General features: G+C 38.5%; 23 protein-coding genes and 2 tRNA genes. 21 read left to right on the top strand and 4 right to left on the bottom strand.

Features of this window, described 5'->3' with window-relative positions; all coding sequences use genetic code 11:
- Nucleotides 1-59 precede the first annotated feature (59 nt).
- The 7 genes from lepA (at nucleotide 60) to HYW79_04005 (ending at nucleotide 5,722) form a co-directional block, all read left to right on the top strand.
- On the top strand, nucleotides 60-1,952 hold the full coding sequence (gene lepA, locus HYW79_04035) for an elongation factor 4 (protein MBI2635675.1): 1,893 nt from the start codon (nucleotides 60-62) through the stop codon (nucleotides 1,950-1,952).
- A gap of 357 nt (nucleotides 1,953-2,309) precedes the next feature.
- Entirely contained in the window at nucleotides 2,310-2,720 is a 411-nt protein-coding gene (locus HYW79_04030; protein ID MBI2635674.1) for a septum formation initiator family protein, read from the top strand.
- A gap of 175 nt (nucleotides 2,721-2,895) precedes the next feature.
- Nucleotides 2,896-2,966: transfer RNA gene (locus HYW79_04025), tRNA-Gly, on the top strand.
- Between the two features lie 3 nt (nucleotides 2,967-2,969).
- Nucleotides 2,970-3,041: transfer RNA gene (locus HYW79_04020), tRNA-Thr, on the top strand.
- A 74-nt stretch (nucleotides 3,042-3,115) separates the two neighbouring features.
- Complete coding sequence (locus HYW79_04015) at nucleotides 3,116-3,904, top strand: hypothetical protein (protein ID MBI2635673.1); 789 nt, start codon at nucleotides 3,116-3,118, stop codon at nucleotides 3,902-3,904.
- A gap of 140 nt (nucleotides 3,905-4,044) precedes the next feature.
- Nucleotides 4,045-5,131 (top strand): peptide chain release factor 2 gene (gene prfB / locus HYW79_04010; GenBank protein ID MBI2635672.1). Its coding sequence is split into 2 segments (ribosomal slippage): nucleotides 4,045-4,113 and nucleotides 4,115-5,131, totalling 1,086 coding nucleotides; the frame shifts between segments, so codons are not numbered across the junction.
- Nucleotides 5,132-5,221: 90 nt separating this feature from the next.
- Nucleotides 5,222-5,722 carry a hypothetical protein gene (locus HYW79_04005; GenBank protein ID MBI2635671.1) on the top strand — a complete coding sequence of 167 codons (501 nt, stop codon included), beginning with the start codon at nucleotides 5,222-5,224 and terminating at the stop codon, nucleotides 5,720-5,722.
- A 203-nt stretch (nucleotides 5,723-5,925) separates the two neighbouring features.
- Here HYW79_04005 and HYW79_04000 read toward each other — a convergent pair whose 3' ends face one another.
- A complete protein-coding gene (locus tag HYW79_04000; GenBank protein ID MBI2635670.1) occupies nucleotides 5,926-6,897 on the bottom strand; it encodes a hypothetical protein in 972 nt (323 codons plus the stop codon).
- A gap of 225 nt (nucleotides 6,898-7,122) precedes the next feature.
- On the opposite strand from HYW79_04000, the gene aspS reads away from it, so the two are divergent.
- The 6 genes from aspS to HYW79_03970 all read left to right on the top strand — a co-directional run bounded on the left by aspS (nucleotide 7,123) and on the right by HYW79_03970 (nucleotide 12,666).
- On the top strand, nucleotides 7,123-8,565 hold the full coding sequence (gene aspS, locus HYW79_03995) for an aspartate--tRNA ligase (protein ID MBI2635669.1): 1,443 nt from the start codon (nucleotides 7,123-7,125) through the stop codon (nucleotides 8,563-8,565).
- 170 nt (nucleotides 8,566-8,735) lie between these two features.
- On the top strand, nucleotides 8,736-9,539 hold the full coding sequence (locus HYW79_03990; GenBank protein MBI2635668.1) for a segregation/condensation protein A: 804 nt from the start codon (nucleotides 8,736-8,738) through the stop codon (nucleotides 9,537-9,539).
- 100 nt (nucleotides 9,540-9,639) lie between these two features.
- Entirely contained in the window at nucleotides 9,640-10,146 is a 507-nt protein-coding gene (gene scpB / locus HYW79_03985) for an SMC-Scp complex subunit ScpB (protein ID MBI2635667.1), read from the top strand.
- A gap of 148 nt (nucleotides 10,147-10,294) precedes the next feature.
- A complete protein-coding gene (locus tag HYW79_03980; GenBank protein ID MBI2635666.1) occupies nucleotides 10,295-11,260 on the top strand; it encodes a D-alanyl-D-alanine carboxypeptidase in 966 nt (321 codons plus the stop codon).
- 19 nt (nucleotides 11,261-11,279) lie between these two features.
- A complete protein-coding gene (mraY, locus tag HYW79_03975; protein MBI2635665.1) occupies nucleotides 11,280-12,308 on the top strand; it encodes a phospho-N-acetylmuramoyl-pentapeptide-transferase in 1,029 nt (342 codons plus the stop codon).
- A gap of 1 nt (nucleotide 12,309) precedes the next feature.
- Nucleotides 12,310-12,666, top strand: coding sequence for a hypothetical protein (locus HYW79_03970; GenBank protein ID MBI2635664.1), 357 nt, complete (start codon nucleotides 12,310-12,312; stop codon nucleotides 12,664-12,666).
- Between the two features lie 194 nt (nucleotides 12,667-12,860).
- On the opposite strand, the gene HYW79_03965 is transcribed toward HYW79_03970, so the two are convergent.
- From HYW79_03965 to lexA, 3 genes are read right to left on the bottom strand one after another with little or no spacing between them, the layout of a single operon-like run.
- Nucleotides 12,861-13,517, bottom strand: a complete 657-nt coding sequence (locus HYW79_03965) for a hypothetical protein (GenBank protein ID MBI2635663.1) — start codon at nucleotides 13,515-13,517, stop codon at nucleotides 12,861-12,863.
- 5 nt (nucleotides 13,518-13,522) lie between these two features.
- Nucleotides 13,523-15,064, bottom strand: a complete 1,542-nt coding sequence (locus HYW79_03960; protein ID MBI2635662.1) for an N-6 DNA methylase — start codon at nucleotides 15,062-15,064, stop codon at nucleotides 13,523-13,525.
- A gap of 12 nt (nucleotides 15,065-15,076) precedes the next feature.
- A complete protein-coding gene (gene lexA / locus HYW79_03955) occupies nucleotides 15,077-15,670 on the bottom strand; it encodes a transcriptional repressor LexA (protein ID MBI2635661.1) in 594 nt (197 codons plus the stop codon).
- A 296-nt stretch (nucleotides 15,671-15,966) separates the two neighbouring features.
- Here lexA and HYW79_03950 point away from each other — a divergent pair, with 296 nt between their 5' ends.
- The 8 genes from HYW79_03950 to HYW79_03915 all read left to right on the top strand — a co-directional run bounded on the left by HYW79_03950 (nucleotide 15,967) and on the right by HYW79_03915 (nucleotide 23,910).
- The gene (locus HYW79_03950; GenBank protein MBI2635660.1) at nucleotides 15,967-16,185 is read left to right on the top strand and encodes a hypothetical protein; all 219 of its coding nucleotides are present in this window, start codon (nucleotides 15,967-15,969) and stop codon (nucleotides 16,183-16,185) included.
- 145 nt (nucleotides 16,186-16,330) lie between these two features.
- The gene (locus tag HYW79_03945) at nucleotides 16,331-17,641 is read left to right on the top strand and encodes a hypothetical protein (protein MBI2635659.1); all 1,311 of its coding nucleotides are present in this window, start codon (nucleotides 16,331-16,333) and stop codon (nucleotides 17,639-17,641) included.
- A 45-nt stretch (nucleotides 17,642-17,686) separates the two neighbouring features.
- Nucleotides 17,687-17,887 (top strand): hypothetical protein, encoded by a 201-nt coding sequence (locus tag HYW79_03940; GenBank protein ID MBI2635658.1) that lies wholly within the window; start codon nucleotides 17,687-17,689, stop codon nucleotides 17,885-17,887.
- A 13-nt stretch (nucleotides 17,888-17,900) separates the two neighbouring features.
- Entirely contained in the window at nucleotides 17,901-18,389 is a 489-nt protein-coding gene (locus tag HYW79_03935; protein ID MBI2635657.1) for an NYN domain-containing protein, read from the top strand.
- A gap of 166 nt (nucleotides 18,390-18,555) precedes the next feature.
- Nucleotides 18,556-20,145: an amidohydrolase family protein gene (locus HYW79_03930; GenBank protein ID MBI2635656.1), complete on the top strand. Its 1,590-nt coding sequence runs from the start codon at nucleotides 18,556-18,558 to the stop codon at nucleotides 20,143-20,145.
- Entirely contained in the window at nucleotides 20,145-21,251 is a 1,107-nt protein-coding gene (locus HYW79_03925; protein MBI2635655.1) for a cell division protein FtsW, read from the top strand. The genes HYW79_03930 and HYW79_03925 overlap by 1 nt, the downstream gene beginning before the upstream one ends.
- Nucleotides 21,252-21,278: 27 nt before the next feature.
- Nucleotides 21,279-22,418 (top strand): UDP-N-acetylglucosamine--N-acetylmuramyl-(pentapeptide) pyrophosphoryl-undecaprenol N-acetylglucosamine transferase, encoded by a 1,140-nt coding sequence (locus HYW79_03920; protein ID MBI2635654.1) that lies wholly within the window; start codon nucleotides 21,279-21,281, stop codon nucleotides 22,416-22,418.
- A 1-nt stretch (nucleotide 22,419) separates the two neighbouring features.
- A complete protein-coding gene (locus tag HYW79_03915; protein ID MBI2635653.1) occupies nucleotides 22,420-23,910 on the top strand; it encodes a glutamate--tRNA ligase in 1,491 nt (496 codons plus the stop codon).
- The last annotated feature ends 16 nt before the right edge of the window (nucleotides 23,911-23,926 follow it).

The raw sequence follows: 23,926 nt of genomic DNA, 5'->3' as shown, positions 1-23,926 counted from the left end.
GGTCACTAATTCTTGCTATAGCAAGAATTACAGTCTATAAAGAAAGAATACCAAAGTTAATGAATATACGTAATTTTGTCATTATCGCGCATATAGATCACGGAAAGTCCACTCTTGCGGATCGGCTTTTGGAATTGACCCAAACTATTACGCAAAGAAAAATGAGAGAGCAATTTTTAGACCAAATGGATCTGGAAAGGGAAAGAGGAATCACCATAAAAATGCAGCCGGTCCGCATGATATACCATGCGAAATCTATAAATCCTAAATCCGAATCTCTAAACAAATCCCAAATCTCAAATTCTAATAACCAAAACGGTTTAGAAATTAGAAATTCGAAATTAGAAATTGCAAATTCAGAACAAGAATTTGTTTTGAATTTGATTGATACTCCGGGCCATATTGATTTTACTTACGAAGTTTCAAGAGCGCTCGCGGCTGTTGAAGGCGCGATTCTTTTAGTTGACGCAACCCAAGGCATTCAAGCACAGACATTGGCCAACCTTCATTTGGCTAAGAAAGAAAATTTAAAAATTATCGGCGTAATAAATAAAGTTGACCTTGTGAACGATACGGAAAAGTTGGAAAGTTTAAAACAAGAAGTCGCCAAACTAACAGATCAAAAACCGGAGGAGATTTTAATGGTTTCGGCAAAAACCGGCCGTAATGTTGATAAAATCTTAGAAAAAGTTGTTACAGAATTTCCTGCGCCAGAAATTAATTCAGTAAAACCTTTCAGGGCATTGGTTTTTGATTCCCATTTTGATGCTTATAAAGGAGTTGTCGCTTATATTAGAGTGATTGAGGGCGAAATTTCAAAACAACAATTGATTCATGCTTTAGCGACAAAGTCTAAAGCCCAAATCATTGAAGTCGGCATATTTAAGCCGGAGCTTACGCCATCGGAAAAGCTATTATCGGGAGAAATCGGCTATATCGCCACGGGCCTTAAAAATACCCAACTTATCAGGGTAGGTGATACTTTGGCTTCCGATGCCAGTGCGGAGCCGCTTTCCGGATACACCGAACCACAACCTATGGTTTGGGCGAGTTTTTATCCCGAATCTGCCGACGATTTTGATTTATTAAAAGACGCGCTCTCAAAACTTAAGTTAAACGACGCCGCGCTTCACTATGAGCCGGAAACGCAGGAAGCGCTAGGGCGCGGTTTCCGAGTCGGTTTTTTGGGCATGCTTCACCTTGATATTACCGCCGAGCGGCTTAAACGGGAACATAGCATAAGCGTGGTGATAACTACCCCTACTGTTTCTTATAGGATAATAGACAGGAAAGGCGGAGTTAAAGAAATCTTCACACCAGCCGATTGGCCCGACTCTTCATTTATTGAGTCAGTTGAAGAGCCGTGGGTTAAATTGGGAATACTTTTGCCGACAAAATATTTGGGAAATGTGATGAAACTTACGGGGAATTTTCGCAGTATTTACAACCACACCGATTATTTGGGCTTAGACCATTTAATGTTGAACTTTGAAATGCCTCTTTCGGAGATTCTTGTTGATTTTCATGACCGGCTGAAGAGTGTTTCCGAGGGTTATGCTTCAATGAATTATGAACTTTTGGGATTTAAGAAGGGTAACTTAATTAAACTGCAGATTCTTATCGCCGATAAGCCGGTTGAAGCTTTTTCAAAAATTGTGCCAAAAGAAAGGGCTTATCGTGAGGGAAGCGAATTAGTAAAAAAACTTAAGGAAATTGTCCCAAAACAAAATTTTGCCGTGGCGCTTCAGGCGGCAATAGGCGGAAAAGTAATCGCGCGGGAAACCATTCCTGCTATGAGAAAAGATGTAACCGGATATCTTTACGGCGGCGACGTAACAAGAAAAAAGAAGTTATTAGAAAAACAGAAAAAGGGTAAGAAAAAAAGAGGCGTTTTCGGCCATGTTGAGCTTGATAGCGATGTTTATTTGAAAATGTTTAGAAGCGGAGAATAGAAACAGGCCGTCCGTAGACGGCCCATTGCTTGATGATGGGCCGTGCTTGAAAAGGCCCGATTTACTTTAATAGAATAACAACAAATAACAACTTTGTCAACAGTTCAATTTCAATGCTAAAATCTCAATAGAGGAATAAACATAAACGCCACCATTGAAATAACGGCTAAAATAGTGATTATAAGCCACAGCATATTAACTATTTTTTTGTTTTTATTGCCCATCCCCCACCCTTTGTGGATAATTATAATTGCTTAGTAGTTATACTATCTCTTAAAAAATCTAATAAATAAAACGGTTGACTTGAATTATACAAATTTATAATTAATAAAGCAAATCCACAAAGGGTGGGGGATAATGAAAATAATAGAAAAAGACAATATTTCAATTTATAAGCGTCTTATAAAATCAAAGATATTTTTTATTTTTCTTGTTCCGATTTCAATCGCGTTAATTATCGGTATTTTTCAGAACCTTTATCACCGCTATCAAGTTAAAATAGACCTGGATCGGCTCAACGCGGAAATTATGAGTCTTAATAAACAAAAAGAAGATATGGATAAATTACTCGATTATTATAAGAGCTCTTCAAATTTAGAAAAAGAAGCGCGGGTGAGGTTAAATTATAAAAAAGAAGGTGAGAAAGTTGTTGTCATTTTGCCGACCGCCGCAACGTCGTCGGGCAGTGAAACAATCTCCGCATCGCCCGTTAGCAACACAAACTTACCTAATTACAAACAATGGTGGTATTATTTTTTCGGTAAATAAAATTGAAAATCTCGCCTTCGTGATCTTAGCGGGCTTGTCCGCGCGCCGTCGCCAAAGCTATGGCGGCGTGCGACCGAAGCCCCGCCGAGGCGGGACGAACCCTCCTTCGCTAAAATGGGTTATAGCGGGCTTTGCCCGCCGTAGCCCGCAGAAGCTTTAGCTTCGGAGGGCGAAGGCGGGTATAGTACAATGGTAGTATACGACCTTCCCAAGGTTGAGACAGGAGTCCGATTCTCCTTACCCGCTTATGCCGCCCTAGCTCAGTGGTAGAGCAACTGTTTCGTAAACAGTAGGTCCTCGGTTCGATTCCGAGGGGCGGCTCTAAGATTAGACTTTCCCATTTTTGACAGTCTTTCTTTTTAATATTATTATGTAATTAAATTAAATAAATTATTATGAATATAAGAAAATATGTAATAGTCTTTTCGGTTCTTGTGGCAGTTTTTGTTGCGGTGTCAGTTGTAAGCGCAACTCATTCTTGGAATGGATACCACTGGGCGCGCACTTCAAATCCGTTCACATTGAAACTCGGCGATAATGTTTCTTTGGCATGGGACAGCTATCTTGCAACAACTGCAAGCGATTGGAGTATTTCTGACGTTCTTGATACCGTTGTTGATTTGGGCAAAACAAAGCCGCGCACCTGCAAGGCAACCACCGGCAGGGTAGAAGTGTGCAGTGAAAAATATGGATTTAATGGCTGGCTCGGCGTTGCCCAGATTTGGGTAAATGGCGAGCATATAACTAAAGGTGCGGTAAAAGTAAATGATTCTTATTTTAATACTGCCACCTACAATACTCCGGAATGGAGAAATTTAGTCATGTGCCAGGAAGTCGGCCACACTTTGGGGCTTGACCATCAGGATGAAATTTTTGACAATCCCAATCTCGGCACTTGCATGGATTACACCAGTGATCCGTCAACCAACCAACATCCGAATCAGCACGATTATGATGAGCTCGCAGAAATCTACGCCCATCTAGACGGCTTTGATACAGCTCTTTTTTCAGTTGACGGCGGAGGCAATGGTAAGCCCGCAACTGTCGGTCAGGATATAGACCTTAACGACCCGTCAGCTTGGGGCAAGGCAGTGAAACAAGACGCGCGAGGCAATAATTCTCTATACGAGCGAAATCTCGGCAACGGTGAAAAACTCTTCACATTTGTCATTTGGGCAAAGTAATAACAAGATATTTTAAATAAAATCCCTCCCGCATTGCGGGAGGGATTTTATTTGTGGTGAGTAACTTGTTCTGAGTGGAGTTGAAAGAAGCCGAACCATTATTTGTAATTTTATCAATTTTGTGATAATATAATTGCAATATGATAGAGAACTTAAAAGAAAAAATTCAAGGATTACTCACTAAATCCCGCATTACTGCGGACCGTCTTTGATTTACCCGGAAAGAAATCCAGGATTGAAGAATTAAAAAAAGAAACCGAAAAATCTGATTTTTGGAAAAATCAGGATAAAGCCAAATTGGTTCAAAAAGAAATTTCGGAACTTGAAAAAGAAATCCACGCTTGGAGCGATTTTGAAACCGAAGCCGTTGAAATTTTGGAACTTGCCACTTTGGGAGAAAAAGAATCCGACAAAAAACTTTTAAACGAAACTGCGGAAAAATTTGCCGCTCTTGAAGCAAGATTTTCTAAAGCGGAACTTCAAGTTTTTCTTTCTGGAAAATACGATAAAAATAACGCCATTCTAACAATTTCGGCAGGAGTTGGAGGCCGCGATGCCCAAGATTGGGCATCGATGTTACTAAGAATGTACAGCCGGTTTGTGGAATCTCGAGGATGGGAATCCGGCATTCTTAGCGAATCTTTAGGTGAAGAAGGCGGAGTAAAAAGCGCCACTATTGAAGTGCGCGGTTCTTACGCTTACGGGTATTTAAAAAATGAAGCCGGTGTTCATCGCCTCGTGAGGATTTCTCCATTTTCACCAAATAAATTGCGCCACACTTCTTTTGCCGCTTTGGAAGTAGTGCCTGAAATTGAATCTAAAGATATTAATATAAAGACAGAGGACTTAAGAGTTGATACATTCCGATCTTCCGGTGCCGGCGGGCAAAACGTAAATAAGCGCGAGACAGCGGTCAGAATTACTCATTTACCAACCGGAATTGCCGTGGCTGTCCAAACAGAACGTTCCCAATCGAAAAATCACGATAAAGCCATGCAGCTTTTAGCTTCCAAGCTTCACGCGCTACAAATAAAGAAAGAAGAAGTGGAATTAGCTAAAGTTAAAAAAATTAAAAAATCAGCCGAATGGGGTGCCCAAATCCGTTCCTATGTGTTTCATCCTTATCAAATGGTAAAAGACCATCGCACCGATTATGAAACTTCCCAAGTTGAAAAAGTTTTAGACGGCGATTTAGACGAATTTATAGAAGCAGAGTTAAAAAAATAAAGACACAAAATTTCTTATTGTGTCAAGACGTCGTCATATTGTAGTATTTTAATACTAGTTCTTTTTTATTTCAATGAGAAGGATCAGCTAATGGAAAATAAAATTCAATATCCATATTTACCTGAAGGAAAAGAAATAAGATACGTGTCCGACGATGACAAATATATGGCGTGTGTGCGGATGTTTGCTAAAAGGTATTCGCTGGATAAAACGATGCCCGGAGCGGCGGTTATTGTTAAAAACAATGTAATGATTGGCATGGGAGCAAACGGCAGCGATTATCATAAAAAGCATCAATGCCAGAGAGTACTTTTGGGTTGTAAGAGCGGCGAGGGTTACGAATTATGTGAAGGTTGTCATCCTAAAAATCACAGCGAAGCAAAGGCGATCGCAGATGTTAAGCGACAAAGAGTTGATGAAACGATCGATGCCGATCTTTATCTCTGGGGCCATTGGTGGTGTTGTAAGGATTGTTGGGATAAGATGATTGAAGCTGGGATAGCGAATGTTTATTTACTTTGTGACAGTGAAAAGCTTTTTAATAAAGAGCATCCGGAAAATATCGTTGGCAGACAGTTTGAGGAGCGGTAAGGAGGAAAAAATGGACTACGAGGACTTGGAAGGATATGGGGGCGATAAAACCGCTTGCGATAATTGTGATAGAAAATTTACAGAGGGTGAAGTAACTACTGTTTAACAAAAAGAAGGCCGAAGATGAGAGCTGGTTAAGAAAGCTTCTTGATAGTTTAGGTACATAAGATAAACCGCCTTGCGAGGCGGTTATTTTTTTAAATTTAATTTTCAACGGTATCAATGATGTCCGGTTGTTTTTTCTGCCACTCTTTTTCTGCTTCTTCCGTAACGTTTTTCAGGTTAGCCGTCTCTTCACGTTTCGTTTCCAGCTTCCTAATTTCCGCAAGAATGTCTGGGTCGGTATCGGCCAATACTTCTATTTCTTTTTTTGAAAGCCAGCCGTGTTTTTCTGGGTAAGCTTTTATAAACTCAAGGTATGTCTTGGCAAGTTCTTTCATTTCCTGTTTTGTGGGTTTTTCCCAGTCCGGCAATGTATCCGAAATAAGAATCAGGCCGTTAATCGCATAGTATAAATTCTTTAGGATTTCTTTTCTATAATACAACGACCACGCTTCGTTATCTCGGTAGCGCGCATTGCCATCTACTATGAGTTGGTTGAAAAGTGATATGACTTGCATGCCGTAACGCTTGCCGTAAAGACGTCCCATGTATGAGAGCCGCGAGAGCGCACTATCTGCTTCACCCAAAATATACCAGCCGCTGTCTTTGACTATCCAATCAAGAGACGGCAGAAGTTCGTTTATTTGGCGGAAAAGCGCGTCAGTAATTTCGTAATCATACCTACCGGTTTCCTTCATCTTTTCAAGAACACTACCCATAATGACAATGAGTGTTCTCGCGGTTTCTCCGGCAGATATGCCAAGGGTCTGCAAATTTCCAGAGAGGTTATAAGCCGTTGAGGCGCAGGTACGACCTCCGGTTTCAGTAAGTACCGTAATTTCTGGGCCGGTTGTCTCACTCCACGGCGTTTTCTCACCTTTTCCACAGACAATGATTGTACCGTCCTCAAGGGTGATTTTTTCCCATTGATTTAGGTTATCTTCCCCGAGCTTTGCGAGACAAAGTTTTTTAGCGTTGCTAAACTCGATTTTTGCATCAAAAGAGCTGGCTTGCGTGAGATTTGGCAGAAGTAGGGTAACAAACAGAAAGAAATACGCTGTGAATTTATTCATTACCGCCTCCTTAACTTTAATTGTGAAGGGACCTACTATCGACGGGTTCTATGTTACAATCTTTTGGTTTTTTGTCAAGCGATTTGAATTTTTATTATTTGATATGGTAGAATTTGTCTATTATGAATCCCGTTAGAAATCTATAAATATTAGTCTGCGGGATATGCCAAATGTCGGATATTGATTAAAAATTAACATTATTTATTTAAATAAATTTCTAACGGGATGAAACGCATATTTATAAACGAAACAATTTCAAAAGTGGGAGAGAAGGTTAAGGTTTCCGGCTGGGTTCATGTGCGCCGCGACCACGGCAAGATTATTTTTATTGATTTAAGAGACCGCTCCGGCTTGCTCCAGGTTGTTTTTGCAGGAAACGAAGATTTGCGAAAACAAGCCGACCAGCTTCGCTCCGAGTGGGTTGTTTCAATTGAAGGCACGGTAAAAGAGCGGCCGGAAAATCTGAAAAACCCAAAACTGGAAACCGGCGAAATTGAACTTGCCGCCGAAGAACTGGAAGTTTTAAATGAGGCCAAAACTCCACCTTTTGAAATTGGAGAAAAAGATAAAGTAGGGGAGGAGTTGCGGATGGAATATCGCTATCTTGATTTGCGCGACCCAAAAATGCAGAAAAACTTAACGAAGCGCTCTGAAGTTTTAAGATTTTTAAATAATTATCTAAAAGAACAAAAATTTATAGAAGTTGAAACACCGGATTTAACCAAGGGCACGCCCGAAGGAGCGCGGGAATTTGTTGTGCCTTCCAGAAAGCACCCGGGTAATTTTTATGTTTTACCCCAGTCGCCCCAGCAATTCAAACAGCTTTTAATGGTCGCCGGTTTGGAGAGATATTTTCAAATTGCTCGCTGTTTTAGAGATGAAGATAGCAGGGGAGACCGCCAGCCGGAATTTACCCAGCTTGATGTTGAAATGAGTTTTGTTGAGGAAGACGACGTCTTGGATTTGATTGAAGGAATGATGATTAAACTTGTTGAAACAATTTTTCCAGAAAAGAAAATTTGGAAGAAGCCGTTTCCGAGAATGGATTATGATGAAGTAATGGCAAGATATAATTCCGATAAACCGGATTTGCGCGAAGACCCCGAAGGAGTCGCTTCGCGACCCTACGGGGCAGGTAAAAATAATCCCGATGAATTGGCTTTCGCCTGGGTAGTGAATATGCCGTTATTGGAATATTCCAAAACCGAAAAAAAATGGGTTTCATCGCACCATCCGTTTACTGCGCCCGCCGGAAATTTCGAAGAAATTTTGGCGGGCAAACCCGCTGATATCGACATGACTCATCCGGAAAAATTAAAAGCAAAAGCATATGACTTGGTTTTGAATGGCAGTGAAATAGGCGGTGGAAGCATCAGAATCCATAAAAGAGAATTGCAAAATAAAATGTTTGAAGTTTTAGGAGTTGAGAAAAAAGACATTGAGGCGCGTTTTGGCCATATGCTTCGCGCTTTTGAATATGGCGCTCCACCGCATGGGGGCATTGCGCTTGGGCTTGATCGGCTCATGATGATTTTAATGAATGAGCAGTCAATTAGGGAAGTTATTGCGTTTCCCAAAACCGGCGATGATAGAGATTTGCTGATGGGCGCACCATCAGAAGTTAACGAAAAACAGTTAAAAGAATTACATATTTCTGTAAAAAAATAATCAAAATACAACAATAATTCCATATTTATTCTCTCGCTTTCCTCGCTCGCCCAGCGTGCTCGCTCAGGGATTCGCGCTCGCTCGTCCCGCTTCGCGGGACACCATGCCCGCTTCGCGCTCATAACCCGCTTAGAGAATAAATATGTAATTATTTTTTCTAGCAATAAATTATGGAATATAAAGTCAGTTTAGAAAAATTTACCGGTCCGTTAGATCTTCTAATTTCTTTAATAGAAGAAAAAAAGATGGCCATAGGCGAAATTTCTTTGGCACAGGTTACGGATCAGTTTTTGGAATATCTAAAAAAAATAAAAAGCGATGTATCTAGCGAGTATCAAAGAATACTTGCTGATTTTTTGGTTGTTGCAAGCCGCCTGATTCTTATAAAATCGCGTTCGCTTTTGCCCAATCTTGTTTTAAGCGTTGAAGAAGAAGATGATATAAAAGACCTGCAAAATCGGTTAAAGGCGTATCAGGAAATCAAAACAATGGCGAAGATGCTGGGAAAATGGACAAAGGGCCGCAATTCTTATTTTTCAAGAGAATACTTTTTAAACCTACAAACCACCTTCTATCCGCCTAAAAGTATTACGATAGAAGATCTCAAAAACATCTACGAACTATTTTTAAAGACTCTGCCCCAGATTGAAAAATTGGAAGAAAAAGGCCTTGTTAGAATAATGAGTTTGGAAGAAAAAATTGAAGAACTTATGGGCAGAGTAAGTACGGCGGCCGAAGCGTCATTTAACGAAATTTCTGGTTCGACTTTGCTCACCACAAGTGGTTCGACTTTGCTCACCACAAGTGGTTCGACTTTGCTCACCACAAGTGGTTCGACCTCAAAAGCAGAAAAGATTAATGTTGTTTTGGCGTTTATTGCGATTTTAATGCTTTTTAGAAAAAGAGTTTTAGAAATTTCCCAAGATAAATTATTCGGAGAGATTAAAGTAAAAAAAGTCAGCGATAATTTATGAATCCCGTTAGAAATCTATTTTTCTCATTTAATATCGCATTGCAAAAACAATTGCTTAATAATAATTTAGTTAATTATAATTTTATTAAATTTCTAACGGGATGAATCTTATTTCAATAATAGAAAGTTTGTTGTTTACTTCCGGACATCCTATCGGTTTTAAAAAATTATCAGAAATTTTAGAGATTCCTGAAAAAGAACTGGAAAATGAATTAAACATATTAGCAAGCGATTACGAAACAAACAATCGCGGCTTTCGTTTGGTTTTTTCCGATAATAAAGTTCAGCTGGTAACGGCGCCGGAATCGGAAGAAGCGGTTAAAAAATTGATTAAGAGCGATTTTGAGGAAGACCTATCCCAAGCCGCTTTGGAAACTTTGGCGATTATTGCTTATCGCGGCCCAGTAAGCCGCGCGGTAATTGAAAATTTACGCGGCGTCAATTGCAGCTTTATTTTACAGAACTTGGCCATTCGCGGCCTTGTAGAGAAAAAAAATAATCCGGAAGACGGCCGCTCTTATATTTACAAGGTATCTTTTGATTTTTTAAAACATTTGGGTTTAAATAAGTTAGAAGATTTGCCGAATTATAACGAATTAAAAAATTAAAATTTAAATCATTTTTCTCGCGCGCTCGTCCCGCCAGCGCGGGACTCATTGTCCGATGAAAGCGTTTTATTCCCCGCAGTTGCGGGGGAACCATGCTAAAACGCTTTCATAAGCTTCGGAAAATAATTTATATTTATTTTTATACTACATGGACTCCACTGAAAATTTTTATTTTAAAATGTCTGCCGTTTTGGGTATCGCTTTTTTGATTTGGGTTTTTGGCGCGCCGTTTAAAGACAGGCCAACAACCGCTGACGAAGGGCCGAAATTTCAGCTTAAAGGAACGCCATTGGCATTTACAAATTTCGCGCCGCCGAAGCTAGTTGTTTTTGATGATTCGGAAAACGTTTTGCCAAAAAGAAATTGGTCAATACAGGCATTAGAAATCCAAGCGGAAGCGGCTGTTGCTATGAGACCTGATGCCCTAAGAATCTATTACAATAAAAATATGGAAGTTCGGCGGCCGATTGCCTCTCTTACTAAACTGATGACGGCGATAGTTGTTTTGGAAAATTACAATTTAAACGATATAATTAAAATCTCCGAAGATAATATAAAAAGAGAAGGATCGCAAGGCGGCTTATATTTAAACGAAGAAATAACAGTAAGATCTCTTCTAGCCATAATGCTTATTAGTTCCTCAAATGATGCCGCTTCAGCGCTGGCCGAATATAGAATAGATTTCATTTTGCTGATGAATAAAAAGGCTAGCAATCTTGGCCTCAAAAATACTAATTTTGTAAATGCCGACGGACTAGATGAAGATGGAAATTATTCTTCCGCGCTTGATATGGCCAAAATTTTTAGTTATCTAATAAATACTTATCCGGAAATATTGGATATTTTAAAAACCCAAAATATGGTAGTTTATTCTAATAACGGAAAAATTGAACACCGTCTTAAAAATACCAATGAACTTTTGAGACACATAAGCGAAGTAGTGGCCGGTAAGACTGGCTATACCGACAACGCTGGCGGCTCGCTGATGCTTTTGATTTCCAGCCTAAACTTTGGAAGTGAAGAAAATGTAATAACGGTAATTTTGGGATCTCCCGATCGTTTTGGCGAATCGGAAAAACTTATTAATTGGTTACGAGAGGCATATATCTGGTAAGTGCGATGCTAATATTCATATGAGCGAGATAACACGACTTTTAATTTTAACTTCAGTTTCGTTTTTGGTGGCGTTTTCTTTAACTCCGCTTTTAACGCATTTTTTGTTTAAATATAGGCTTGGAAAGCAGATAAGAACCGAGGGCGCTCCAATTTTTGCCAAAATTCATGGAAGCAAAGAAGGCACGCCGACTATGGGTGGAATCTTGGTTTGGGGGACAACCCTGGTTTTAGCTATCGGCTTCTGGTTATTTTCTTTGTTTTTTGACGGCATTTTCAACCGTTTTAATTTTTTAAGCCGTTCACAGACATTTTTGCCGCTAGGCGCCTTAGTTTTTTCGGCAATCTTAGGATTTGCCGATGATTTACTTGGTATTTTTCGGATAGGTCCAAAGGGCGGGGGATTGTCAATGAAACATAAGATTTTTCTTTATACTGCCGTGGCGGCCATAGGCGCGTGGTGGTTTTATTTCAAACTTGGCTTTGATGTTTTTTATATTCCATTTTTAGGGGATTTTAGTGTCGGCTTTTGGTATTTGCCGATTTTTATTTTTATAATTGTTGCCACTGCTTTTTCTACCAATGAAACCGACGGTTTGGACGGCCTTGCGGGCGGAGTTCTTTTATTCGCTTTTGCCGCTTTGGGCGCCCTAGCCTTCACTCAAGAACATTATGATTTGGCGGCATTTACCGGCGTTATCGTGGGCGCCCTATTGGCATTTTTGTGGTTTAATATTCATCCGGCGCGGTTTTTTATGGGGGACACTGGTGCGATGTCGCTTGGAGTAACGCTTGGCATTGTTGCCATGCTTACTAACGCCGCGCTTCTTTTGCCGCTTATCGCTTTTATTCTTGTTTTGGAATCCGGTTCGGTAATCGTTCAGATGATTTCAAAAAAATTCCGCGGAAAAAAAATCTTTCTTTCAACGCCCATTCATCACCATTTTGAGGCAATGGGCTGGCCGGAAACAAAAGTTACAATGCGCTTTTGGATTATTTCCGCCGTTACCGCCACCATCGGCCTTGTCATCGGTCTACTTGGTAAATGAAATGAAAAATGAAGAAAGTATAAAAAGAGAAACTGAACAGAAAGCGGAATATCCGCCAACGCTTGATATTATTAAAATTGATGGTCGCTGGGCGCAAGCATATAGCAGTGGCCCCGAATATATATCTGTAAACTATCTTAATAACAACGAGACGGCGCAATTAAACTTAGGCGATTTTGAGTTGGTTAAAAAATATGACGTGAATGTTGATGCGCTTGATCGAATTCAAGAAACAATAACCGACGAAGAAGTAAAAAACATATACTACGATGCCGAGACAAGAGAATTAACGGAAAAAACGCAGCGCAAAAGAAAAGGCTGGGTACACGTTTTCGGAGAGTATAAAAAACGACAATAAATATTTAATAAAATATGCATTAATTGATTAAATGCCCTACGATCAAAAAGATAAAGATTTAAATAATACGGAAGCGCCTTTTTCCGGGAAATATTGGGATACTCATGAAAAGGGGGTGTACAAATGCAAGGAAAAAGGTATTGCATAAACTCCGTTTGCCTTAATTTTGAAAAAGAAGATTAGAATAAAATTTTTTAAAATCGGATTGTTTTGGCAGCAACAATCTTATCTAAGTCCAAAAGTAACTTCGCGTTTCTTGGGCTTCCATCAGAATTTCTAAAACCTTCTTGAAATGAACTTAGTTTTCGAATCATATTATTATTCATCAAAACCAATTTAATTTCTTTCAACTTGAAGGCGGTTTTTCTCAAGCGTGAAGGCGCTTTACGCAAAATTCTTTGTTTCTCGTAATTAGACAACCCACCCTTTAATTTTTTATGCCAAATTTGGAAGCTTCTATTTTCATCATTATATTCTGCATCCCCAATTGCTAGTATAAGTCCGGCTTCTCCGAATTGCTTAATTGCTTTTATGGTGGCCAATCGATCATTGATAATAATACTTTTGTTCTCCTGACCAGTAGCGTTTTTGTTCGGGTGTGCTTTAAAATCCCAAGGTATTTCGGCAAATCCATCAAACTCTACTCTATTGTACTTGGGACCGGGTATTTTTACCAACGGAGATAATTTTGTATCACAAAGAAATTGAAAATAGAAACCTATCCACTCCATTTGTTTCCAGTGCGAATAACCCGTCCCTTTCATTTCAAGGATTGCTTTGCGGCCGTCCCAAAAGGCCGGTATTTTTTTAAGCAATTTTTCTAATTGTATAGCTAAACCTTTTGAGATCATAAGGATTAAATTACAGAATTATTATGTAACATTTCTAGTGCATTTGCAAAGCGCGGGAAAAGGCATTGGTTAATTTCTTTTATTAATGACGGGTCATGTTTTACATTTTCATTATCTTTACCTGCATTTCTTTTAACTACACAATTTGTTCGTTCTGATTGCTCGATTTTTAACAAAAGGTTTTTATCAATTGAAATTTTATTAATGATAGGTAATGTCAGTAATGTTCTTTCTGATATCGTCATTCCTCCATCATTAACTCGCCACCACCAGTACATATAACTGCTATTTAGTAATAGATACGCAGTGTCTCTTTCTTGTTCGCTATAAAAATAAAGTGTTTTGAACGAAGATCGCTCCACTGACCTTTTGAGGGCGGAGATAAAGTATCTTGGCGTAGATGGAACGATCAACTTATATTGTGTTGGCCGTTGTGACACAAAGTGGGCCAATACTTTTTCTTGTCTCTTCGCGAAATCGTAAAGAGGTAATAAATTCTTTTGTAGTTTCGGGAAAATATCTTCCTTTGGTTTAATTTGAACCAAAAATTCATCAACAGAGTTAAGAAGTTTTTGTCTATCTTTAACACGCCATCGGAGAAGTGGGGTTATTCTAAAAATTTGTTCCTTATCATTTTGTTTTGCAACTATAATACCTGCTCTTGTACTATTCGCTTTGTTTGTATTCTTTGAACCAAATTTGATCCCGCGAAAAATGTTATCAGGTACATTGTCAAAACAATAAACACTAATGTCACCGAAGTTATTTAGAAGTAGTTTCCTTAAAGGATTAAATTTTTGACCATTTGTAAATGTTTGCGGCGTGATTGAAACAAAACCGATAGAAGTTTTTATAACTTTTTCTAAAAAATAAGCATAAAGATCTCTTGTTGTACTTGTTTCAAATCGCATATCGGGTTCTACAACTACATAGGGCGGGTTAAGAATTGCATAATCATATTTTGGTATATTATCAGAAAGCAAGAAGTCAGAAACGATAAAGCGGGATTTTATATTTTTAAATAATTTTTTATCTTTTTTCTGAAAATTAACTGTTAAAACAAATCGCGCAATAAATAAGGCTAATTTATCACGATCAATAAGAAATATATTATTTTTTAAAAAATTCTCCTTATTTTCTTGATGTTGAATAAGCCAATAAGACAAATTTCCGACACCAGAACACGGGTCTATCCATAATTTATTTTTTGGAAAAGAGGAGACCTTTTTTGCCATGATTTGTGCAACGTCGTCCGGAGTAAAATATTGTCCCTCTTGTTTTCGCTTGTCGCGATCTGTATAAGCAAGAGAATATTCATAAAGTACCGAAATTTCACCAATGGTAAGGCCTCCAATAAAATCAAAGTTTTGAATTTCGTTATTTCTAAATTCTTTTTCGTCAAAAATGTATCTTAAGTCGTCTCTGTTATTTTTACTTAAGTTAGTCGCTAAAATTGAATACCATGCCTTTTCTAATCCAAGGCGGTCAAGCACTAAATTAAAATCTTGTATTGGCAGATTATTTATTATTGATTTGCTTCCACTCATAATGTAATTTTACTAAATTTCCTTTCTTAAAACTCCAACTACCTTGCCCTGAACTTCAATATTTTTTTCGTAAAACGGCTTCATCGTTTTATTTGTCGGAACAAGTTTTATACGATTTTGCTCTCTATAAATCTTTTTTAAAGTAACCGTATTTTTGTCGGGAAGATACGCAACTGCTTTTTCACCGTCATTGACGGCCGATTGTTCACGAACAATCACAATATCGCCGTCAGAAATACCTTCTTCTATCATACTTACTCCCAACACTTTTAGGGCATAGTGATTAGCGCCACTTGAGAGCATGCTGCGCATAACTTCTATAATCTCGGGGCTTCTAATTGCTTCAATGGGGCCACCAGCCGCGATTGTGCCAAGCAAGGGAATTTTTACAAGCTTTTCCGATTTTTCTATTTCAATTCCTCGCGGCTTATTTTTTTGCCTACTTAAGCATCCCTTTTCTATAAGTGCCTGAATATGTTGGTGGATACCAGAAACCGACGATAGGTGAAAGTGTTTTGCCGTTTCTTCTAGAGAAGGGGAATATTCATGTTTCTTAGAAAACTTGTTATAAAAATCTAAAATTTGTTTTTGGCGTTTTGTTAACATATATATTAATTATAAAACTTCTGATACCGAAAATAAACCGAAAGTTATCCACATATTGTATTGACATACGTAATACATTTGTTAAAATCTAAATAACAACTAAAAATCGGCATCCATCAATCGGGGATTTATAAAATTTTAAATTTATTAAATCTCAATCATTATCGCCCCGATTCACATAAAAATACTTTCCCGACAGCTCCGCTGTTCGGTGGTGTTTCAGAAATGAATCGCGGGAAAGCCGCGTTTTTTGTTGCTTAAAGGTCGAATATAAAAATTAAGTATTAAAAGATATCATGCCAAAACTAGATACTAACGCACCAAATATGCCCGGTCATGCAGCAAGGACACAAGGAGGTCGTCTTAAAAAAATTCGCGGTGATACTAAGATAGAAACACTAGAGAAACGCTACAACGTTGATTTCAACGTGCGCAAAGATATGCGTTGGGATACGTTCAAGAGAGAATACGAAGTCGAGTCTATAAGAGAAGCGCTAGAAAAACATACGAAATGAAAATAGTTACAAATTACCAATCCGACTCCATTCAGGCGGAGGTAGTTTTTAATTTGCCAAAAAAGTATAAAAGAGATAAAATGTAGCCGGAAAATTAGTCTTAAATCAGTCTCCAAATATTTGCCAGAATTAAAATATTAAATTTATGGAAGATGTAAATAATCAAAATATTCAATCGGAAGATTCTTTTAGTAAAAAAGAGTTTGATAACTTTGTTAAAGATGCTTTATCTCAAATTAAAAAAATAAATGAAGCTTATAAAAAGCTATTTGAAAGTGAGGATGGTAAGAAATCTCTTATTGTCGAGGTAGAAACACACCTAGAAGATATTATAAAGCTATACAGTGATTTGTTTGTTAGTAATGAATCTGGTGTTTCAAAGATTTCAGAACTAAATACAAAATTAGATGATATACGAAAGTATCATAAAGATTTACTCGAAGGCGATGAGTCTATTAAATCTGATATACGGGAGTCTCAAGATAATATTACGGATTTTTATGTTTATCTTTTTGGTGGAACAGAAGGAGAGGGAGAAGAGAAGAAAATAAAGACAGTAATAGAGGATATTACTAAATTCCACTCTGATCTTACGAAAGATGGTGGGTACGCAAAAGCCATTGAGTCTGCTCATGCAGAGGTTATTAAATCTCATGAGGATCTATATGCTAAAGATGAGCAGGGAGACAATAAGGTTTCTAAACTAAATAAGGATATTGAGCGTATAAGAACTTTTCGAGCTAATGTCGACAATGATATCTCACCATTTCTAAAAGAAACTAAGGACGACATAGTAAATAAGGCGAAGGATGTTAAGGCGTTGCTAGTCGGGGCTTCTGGAGGTTCTTTGGTTGAAGGTTTTTTAAAATCAAAAAAAGAGTACAAACAAGAACCTGAATACAAAAAATTAGATGGAACACTGGGCCAAAATGTAGGCTCGATTTTTTCCAATATCTTAATGTTTGTGATTAGTATAATAATGGTTCTTCTTGATTATGTATTTTTTGTATTGCCACTCTTAATTTCTGTCTCTATTTTTATTCAGCCTGAATGGTTTGCTCGGGCAGTGGGTTCTCAAGATCCGAGTAGTATTATTGCAAGTCACCTAAGTGGATTAAATTTTTACGGCCGCCTAATTATTAGCTTACCTTTATGGTGGATCTCATGGTTTGGACAAAGAAGTATCTCGCACAAAAGACGATTGGCTGAAGAATATAACCACAAAGCACAAGTAACTAAAATGTATCTAAATTTCTCTTCAAGAGAGACACAAGGCTCGTATCCAATTTCACCCGGAGCAAGAAAAGAACTTGACGTTCAACTGATAAAGGTAATAGCGCGCCACCCAGGGCAAGTCTATGGGAAGGATGAAACTATGTTGGACAAGATAATTCAATCAGTGAAGGCTGCTAGAGGTATTAAAGAGGGCGCTATCGAAGACCTGTCAGATAAGTAGTCGTTTTTAGTTATATGATCAACTTAAATTATTAAAAATAAATTTATGAAAAAAACTAATGAAAAGGAATGCCCTAATCTTAAATGTAAAAGTTCTAACATTCACGAAATTACTAAAATTGAAAATGGAGACGCAATAGTTAGACCAAGATTAATGCAAGAATATCCTAAATTTACTAATGTTTTTTATCAATACGAATGTAATAAATGCGGTGAATTATTTGAATACTGGCCAACAAAAAATTAGGCATGGTAAATTTATGAAAAAAGACGAAAACAATTTTGCGTTTATAGATGGTCAGAATCTTAATCTAGGTATTCAAAGCTTGGGCTGGAAATTAAATTATTGGCGTTTTAGAAAATACCTTGCGGAAAAATATTCTGTAGCAACAGCGTATTACTTTATCGGTTATGTGGCTGGCAATCAGCCGCTTTATTCTGAGCTGCAAAAAGCTGGCTATGTATTGGTTTTTAAGCCAACTATTCCGGACGATGATGGGAATGTAAAGGGCAATATAGATGCCGATCTCGTTTTACAGGCCATGATTGATTTTCCAAACTATAATCAGGCAATCATTGTTTCGAGTGATGGAGATTTTTATTCTCTGGTAAAACATCTTTATCAAAATAATAAATTGCGATTTGTGATGAGTCCGTATGTTAAAACCTGTTCAACTTTACTGAAAAAGGAAGCAAAAGAGAGAGTTGTATTTATGGATAATTTGCGAAAAAAGCTTGAATATAAATGAAAAAGCACCGCCGAGGGACAAAACCCAAGGAGGTGCTTCTTCTTATGAATAGAAAAAGTATAGCATAAGCGCTTATAAAAAGTCAATAGGTTGTCCACAGCCACAAAATTGCTCGCCTCCTTAGCGGTTTTTTGTTTTTGACTATCATTGTTGTATAATATGAGTAATGGCCTTAGATATTTTAATTAAAAACGGAACGGTGATAGATGGCGTGGGGACGCCGGCGTATCATGCTGATATCGCAATAAAAGACGGAAAGATAGAGAAAATCGGTTTTTTAGGCACGCCAAGCGCGAAAACCACCATTGATGCCACCGGTCTTTTTGTTGCTCCCGGATTTATTGATATAAACAATGCCTCAGACCGGTACTGGACGCTTTTTAGCCATCCGAACGCGGAAAGTTTGGTGCGCCAGGGGATTACCACGATTATCGGAGGAAACTGCGGTTCTTCTTTATCACCGCTAACCTCCGGCAACATTATTTTAAGCATCCAAAAATGGGCCGATGTCAAAAAAATTAACGTTAACTGGCAGACGACCCGTGAATTTTTTGAAGAAATAAAAAAAAGAAAACTACTTTTGAATTTCGGTACTTTAGTTGGTCATTCTACCTTGCGGCGGGGGATTATAAAGGATGAATTTCGGGATTTGGACTCAAAGGAATTTTCTCAAATGAAACATCTGCTTGAGGCCTCTATAAACGACGGGGCGATTGGATTTTCAACCGGACTAAGCTATTCGCACGCTAAGATAGTCTTGTCCGAAGAAATATCCGGCCTTTTGTCGATTTTAGATTCCGGAAAAATTTACGCGACGCATTTAAGAGACGAAGGCGCCAAGCTTTACGAAAGTGTTGTTGAGGCTATTGAAACGGCAAGAAAAAATAAAACAAATCTTGAGATTTCTCATTTTAAAGCTGTCGGAAAAAATAATTGGCCGCTGTTTAAAAAAAGCTTGGACGAGATTCACCAAGCGGCCGAAACGGGGATGAATATTAATTTTGATGTCTATCCGTATGCTTCAACCGCAACCATTTTGTATACTCTTTTGCCCGACTGGATTGCCGTTGGCGGCAGAACAAAACTTGTAGAAAACTTAAAAAATCAACAACTGCGGGCTCGCGCTATTTCGGAGATGAAACAACCCTCCGTCGCTAAAGCTATGGAGGGCAAGGATGAATTTAAAGATATTGTAATCGCGTCCGGAGACATTGATAAAATTTATATCGGGAAAACTATCGGCAATATCGCCAAGAATCAAGGCGTAGGAGTTTGCGAAGCGATAATTAATCTTTTGATTTCCGCGGAAGGAAGATTAATGGTTTTTTGGAATTCTCTTAGTGAAGAAAATTTAATTGAATCGTTAAAAAGTCCGTTTTCTATCATTGTTTCCGACGGCGTTGCCGCCAATTTGGATGACGCGCAATCAAATCAGCTTTTTCATCCCCGCTCTTTCGGCTCTTTTACCAGAGTTTTGGGCCGCTATGTTCGTGAAAAAAACATTTTGAGCTGGGAAGAGGCGATAAAGAAAATGACGGCTTTGCCGGCGCTTAAAATGGGCCTAAAAAACTGCGGCGTTATTAAAGACGGGTATTTTGCCGATATTACCGTTTTTAACCCGGAGACCGTAAAAGACCTGGCGACTTACGAAAACCCTTTTCAGTATTCCGGAGGAATTCATTCGGTTATTATTAACGGGAAAATGGCTTTTTCTGAAGGAAAAATACAAAACCAGGGCCTTGGCCGGCTACTATAATGGGAATTAAAAATGTAAAACTTAAAAGTATTGACTTCAAATTTGTTGTTATCGTAGGCATTCTTTTGGTGTTTGGACTTTTTATCCTTTCCTCCGCTTCATTTATTGCCGGGCAAAAAAAATTTAACGATCAAAACTACTATTTGCGGGAGCAGCTTTTAAAGGGGGTATTAATCGGAATTGCCGGTTTTTTTGTTTTTTTAAAAGTGCCGTTAGGTTTTCTTAAAAAATACAGCTTTTTGTTCTTAATTTTTTCAATCGGCATTTTAACGCTTGTTTTTATTCCACAACTTGGTCTTTCGCACGCCGGTTCAACGCGCTGGCTTGCAATCGGACCTGTTAGTTTTCAACCTAGCGAAATTTTAAAAATTTCATTTTTAATTTATCTGGCTTCATGGTTTGAGTCTAGGCAAAAAGAGTTAAAAGATTTTTCCGGAGGTTTTTTGCCTTTTCTTATGATAATCGGAATTATCGGCTTACTACTTTTAATGCAGCCGAACTTTGGAACATTTGCCGTAATAGCGCTTTCCGCGGCGGCGGTTTATTTTGTAGCCGGCGGAAAAATAAGCCATCTCGCTTTAATTGCTTTTATAGGAGTGGCGACATTTTTTATTTTTATATTTTTAAAGCCTTACGGAGCGGAAAGATTTAAAGCATTTTTGAATGGCGGAATGGACACCGCCGGTTCCGGTTACCAAATAAATCAGGCAGTTTCTTCAATCGGCGTCGGAGGGCTTACGGGCATTGGGCTAAATCAAAATTTACATTCGGCTTATTTACCGGAACCGATAGGGGATTCAATTTTTGCGGTTTTAGGCGAAAAAATGGGGCTTTTTGGCATTAGTTTTGCGTTAGCGCTTTATATTTTATTTGCGATTTTCGGTTATAGTATTGCTATTAGAAGTCAGAATTCTTTTAACAAACTTCTTGCTGTTGGTATAACTTCCTGGATTTTAATTCAAAGTTTCACTAACATCGCGGCAATTTCCGGATTAGTGCCGCTTACCGGCATGCCTTTGCCGTTTGTTAGCTATGGCAGTTCCGGGCTTGTTATTAACATGATTGGAGCGGGGATTGTGGCTAATATTTCAAGATACACTACTTGAAATTTTAAATTTTAAATTTTTAAACAAATGATAAAGATTGTGTTAACTGGAGGTGGGACGGGAGGACATCTGTTTCCTTTAGTTGCCGTCTCAAGAAAACTTAACGAACTGGCGCAATTTTCAGATATGGGAGAACCGGAAATTTATTATTTGGGTCCCGGACTTTTTTTGGAATCAAGTTTGGAGCGGGAAGAAATGAATTTTCATTACAAAATTATTATAACCGGCAAATGGCGCCGTTATTTTTCTTTTCAAAACTTTGCCGATCTTTTCAAAATCGGAGCCGGCCTTCTTCAGGCGCTTTACGAGGTTTGGCGAATTATGCCGGACGTAATTTTTAGTAAAGGAGGTTACGGCAGTTTTGGCGTAGTGATTGCCGGCTGGGTTTACAGAATCCCGATTATTCTTCACGATTCAGATTCAATTCCGGGTTTAACCAATAAAATTTTAGCGCGTTTTGCTTCGCTGGTTGCCATATCTTTTAATGAAGCGGTAGATTATTTTCCGAAAAATAAAACTTATTTTACCGGCGAAGCGATACGCGATGCGTTTTTCGCGCCGCCCAATCCGGAAATAGAACGGCCCATGCTTCACTTAGCATCCCAAAAGCCGGTGGTGCTGATACTTGGCGGTTCGCAGGGCGCTCAAAAAATAAATGACATGATTCTTGATATTTTACCGGATTTACTTATCACGGCCGAAGTTATCCATCAAACTGGAGACGAAAATTACTCGAGCGTTCTTAGTGAATCAAAAGTAGCTCTTGCCGGTCTTTCGGGCGAACTGTTTGCTTCTTATCATCCGGTTAATTTTTTGGTTGAACCGGAATATATCGCGGCTTATCACAGCGCTGATTTAATAATTTCAAGGTCCGGCGCCGGCAGTATTTTTGAAATAGCGGCATCGGGAAAAGCGAGTATTATTATTCCGATAACCGATTCGGCGAATAATCACCAGCGCAAAAACGCTTATATTTTCGGGGGTGACGGCAGAGCGGAAGTAATTGAGGAGTCCAATCTTACGCCGCGCTTACTGATGTCGGTAATCAGCGCTATATTGAGTAATCCGGAAAAAAAGAAGAATATGGAGGAAAAAGCCAGAAAATTCGCCACTCCCGACGCGGCAAAATTAATCGCGCAAGCGTTATTAAATTTAATCCCCCGATAAAATGACATTTTTAAAATTCTTATTTAAAAAAGAAAAAATAAGAACGCGGTTTGCGCCAAGCCCGACCGGTTTTTTGCACGTCGGCGGTTTGCGCACTGCGCTTTATTCTTATCTTTTTGCCAAGCAACACGGCGGAAAATTTATTTTGCGCCTGGAAGATACCGACCAGGAAAGATATGTTGAAAAAGCGGCGCAAGCAATTTATTCGGGTTTAAAATGGGCCGGATTGGAATACGACGAAGGCCCCGATGCCGATGGCCAATATGGCCCGTATATTCAGTCGGAAAGATTGGATATTTATAAAAAATATGCTGATGAATTAGTTAAAAACAATAATGCATACTATTGCTTTTGCACCGAAGAGACGCTTGAAAAAATGCGTCAAGAACAAACGTCTAAAAAACAGATTTCCAAATATGACAGGCGGTGCTGCTCTTTAAGCGAAGAAGAAATCGGTAAAAAACTTAATGCCGGCGAATCTTACGTAATAAGAATGAAAATTCCTGATAATCGGGTTATAGAAATAAACGATATTGTCCGTGGAAAGATTTTATATAATTCTGGCGAACTTGACGATCAGGTGCTTTTAAAATCAGACGGCTATCCGACCTATCATCTGGCGGTAGTTGTGGACGATCATTTAATGGAAATTTCTCATGTTATACGTTCGGAAGAATGGTTGCCGTCAACGCCAAAACATATTTTGTTATATGAATTTTTTGGCTGGAAAGCACCTTACTGGGCTCATTTGCCTCTTTTGCTAAATCCCGATAAAACGAAAATGAGCAAGCGCAAAGGGGACGTTTCTGTTGATGATTATATAAAAAAGGGCTATCTTCCCGAAGCAATGGTAAATTTTCTTGCTTTTTTGGGATGGAACCCCGGCGGGGAAAAAGAGGTTTATTCAATGAAAGAATTGCTTAAAGATTTTTCGCTTGAAAAAGTTCACAAAGCCGGTGCGATTTTTAATATAGAAAAACTGGATTGGCTGAACGGCCATTATATAAAGCAATTATCGCTCGATAAACTAAAAGAATACGCCGTTCCGTTTTTAATAAAAGACAATTTAGTAGAAAAAAATAATTATGATTCGGGATATGTTAAAAAAATATTGGCGCTAGAACAGCCGCGACTTAAGAAGTTTGGTGAGATAGGGGATAGGGTAGCTTATTTTTTCCAGGTTCCAAAATATGATTCTAATCTTTTAATTTGGCGCGATATGATGTTTAAAGATATAAGAATCTCTTTAAAAATTTCCCGAGATTCATTAATAGAAATTGGCGAAGAAGATTTTACTCGCAGTAATTTAGAAAATATTTTATTAAAAGAAGCTTCAAGAGCCAAAAACAATGATAGGGGACGCTTGTTGTGGCCGCTTCGAGTTGCCCTGACCGGCCTTCAAACATCGCCAAGCCCATTTGAAATTCTTGAGATTTTAGGCAAAAAAGAGAGCATTAAACGAATTGAAGCCGCTCTAAAAAACCTGGTGTAAAACTGGTATTATTTAA

The sequence above is a fragment of the Parcubacteria group bacterium genome (genome assembly GCA_016186325.1).
Lineage (GTDB): Bacteria > Patescibacteriota > Minisyncoccia > UBA10092 > UBA10092 > JACPHB01.
This window is presented reverse-complemented; position numbering and strand designations above follow the sequence as displayed.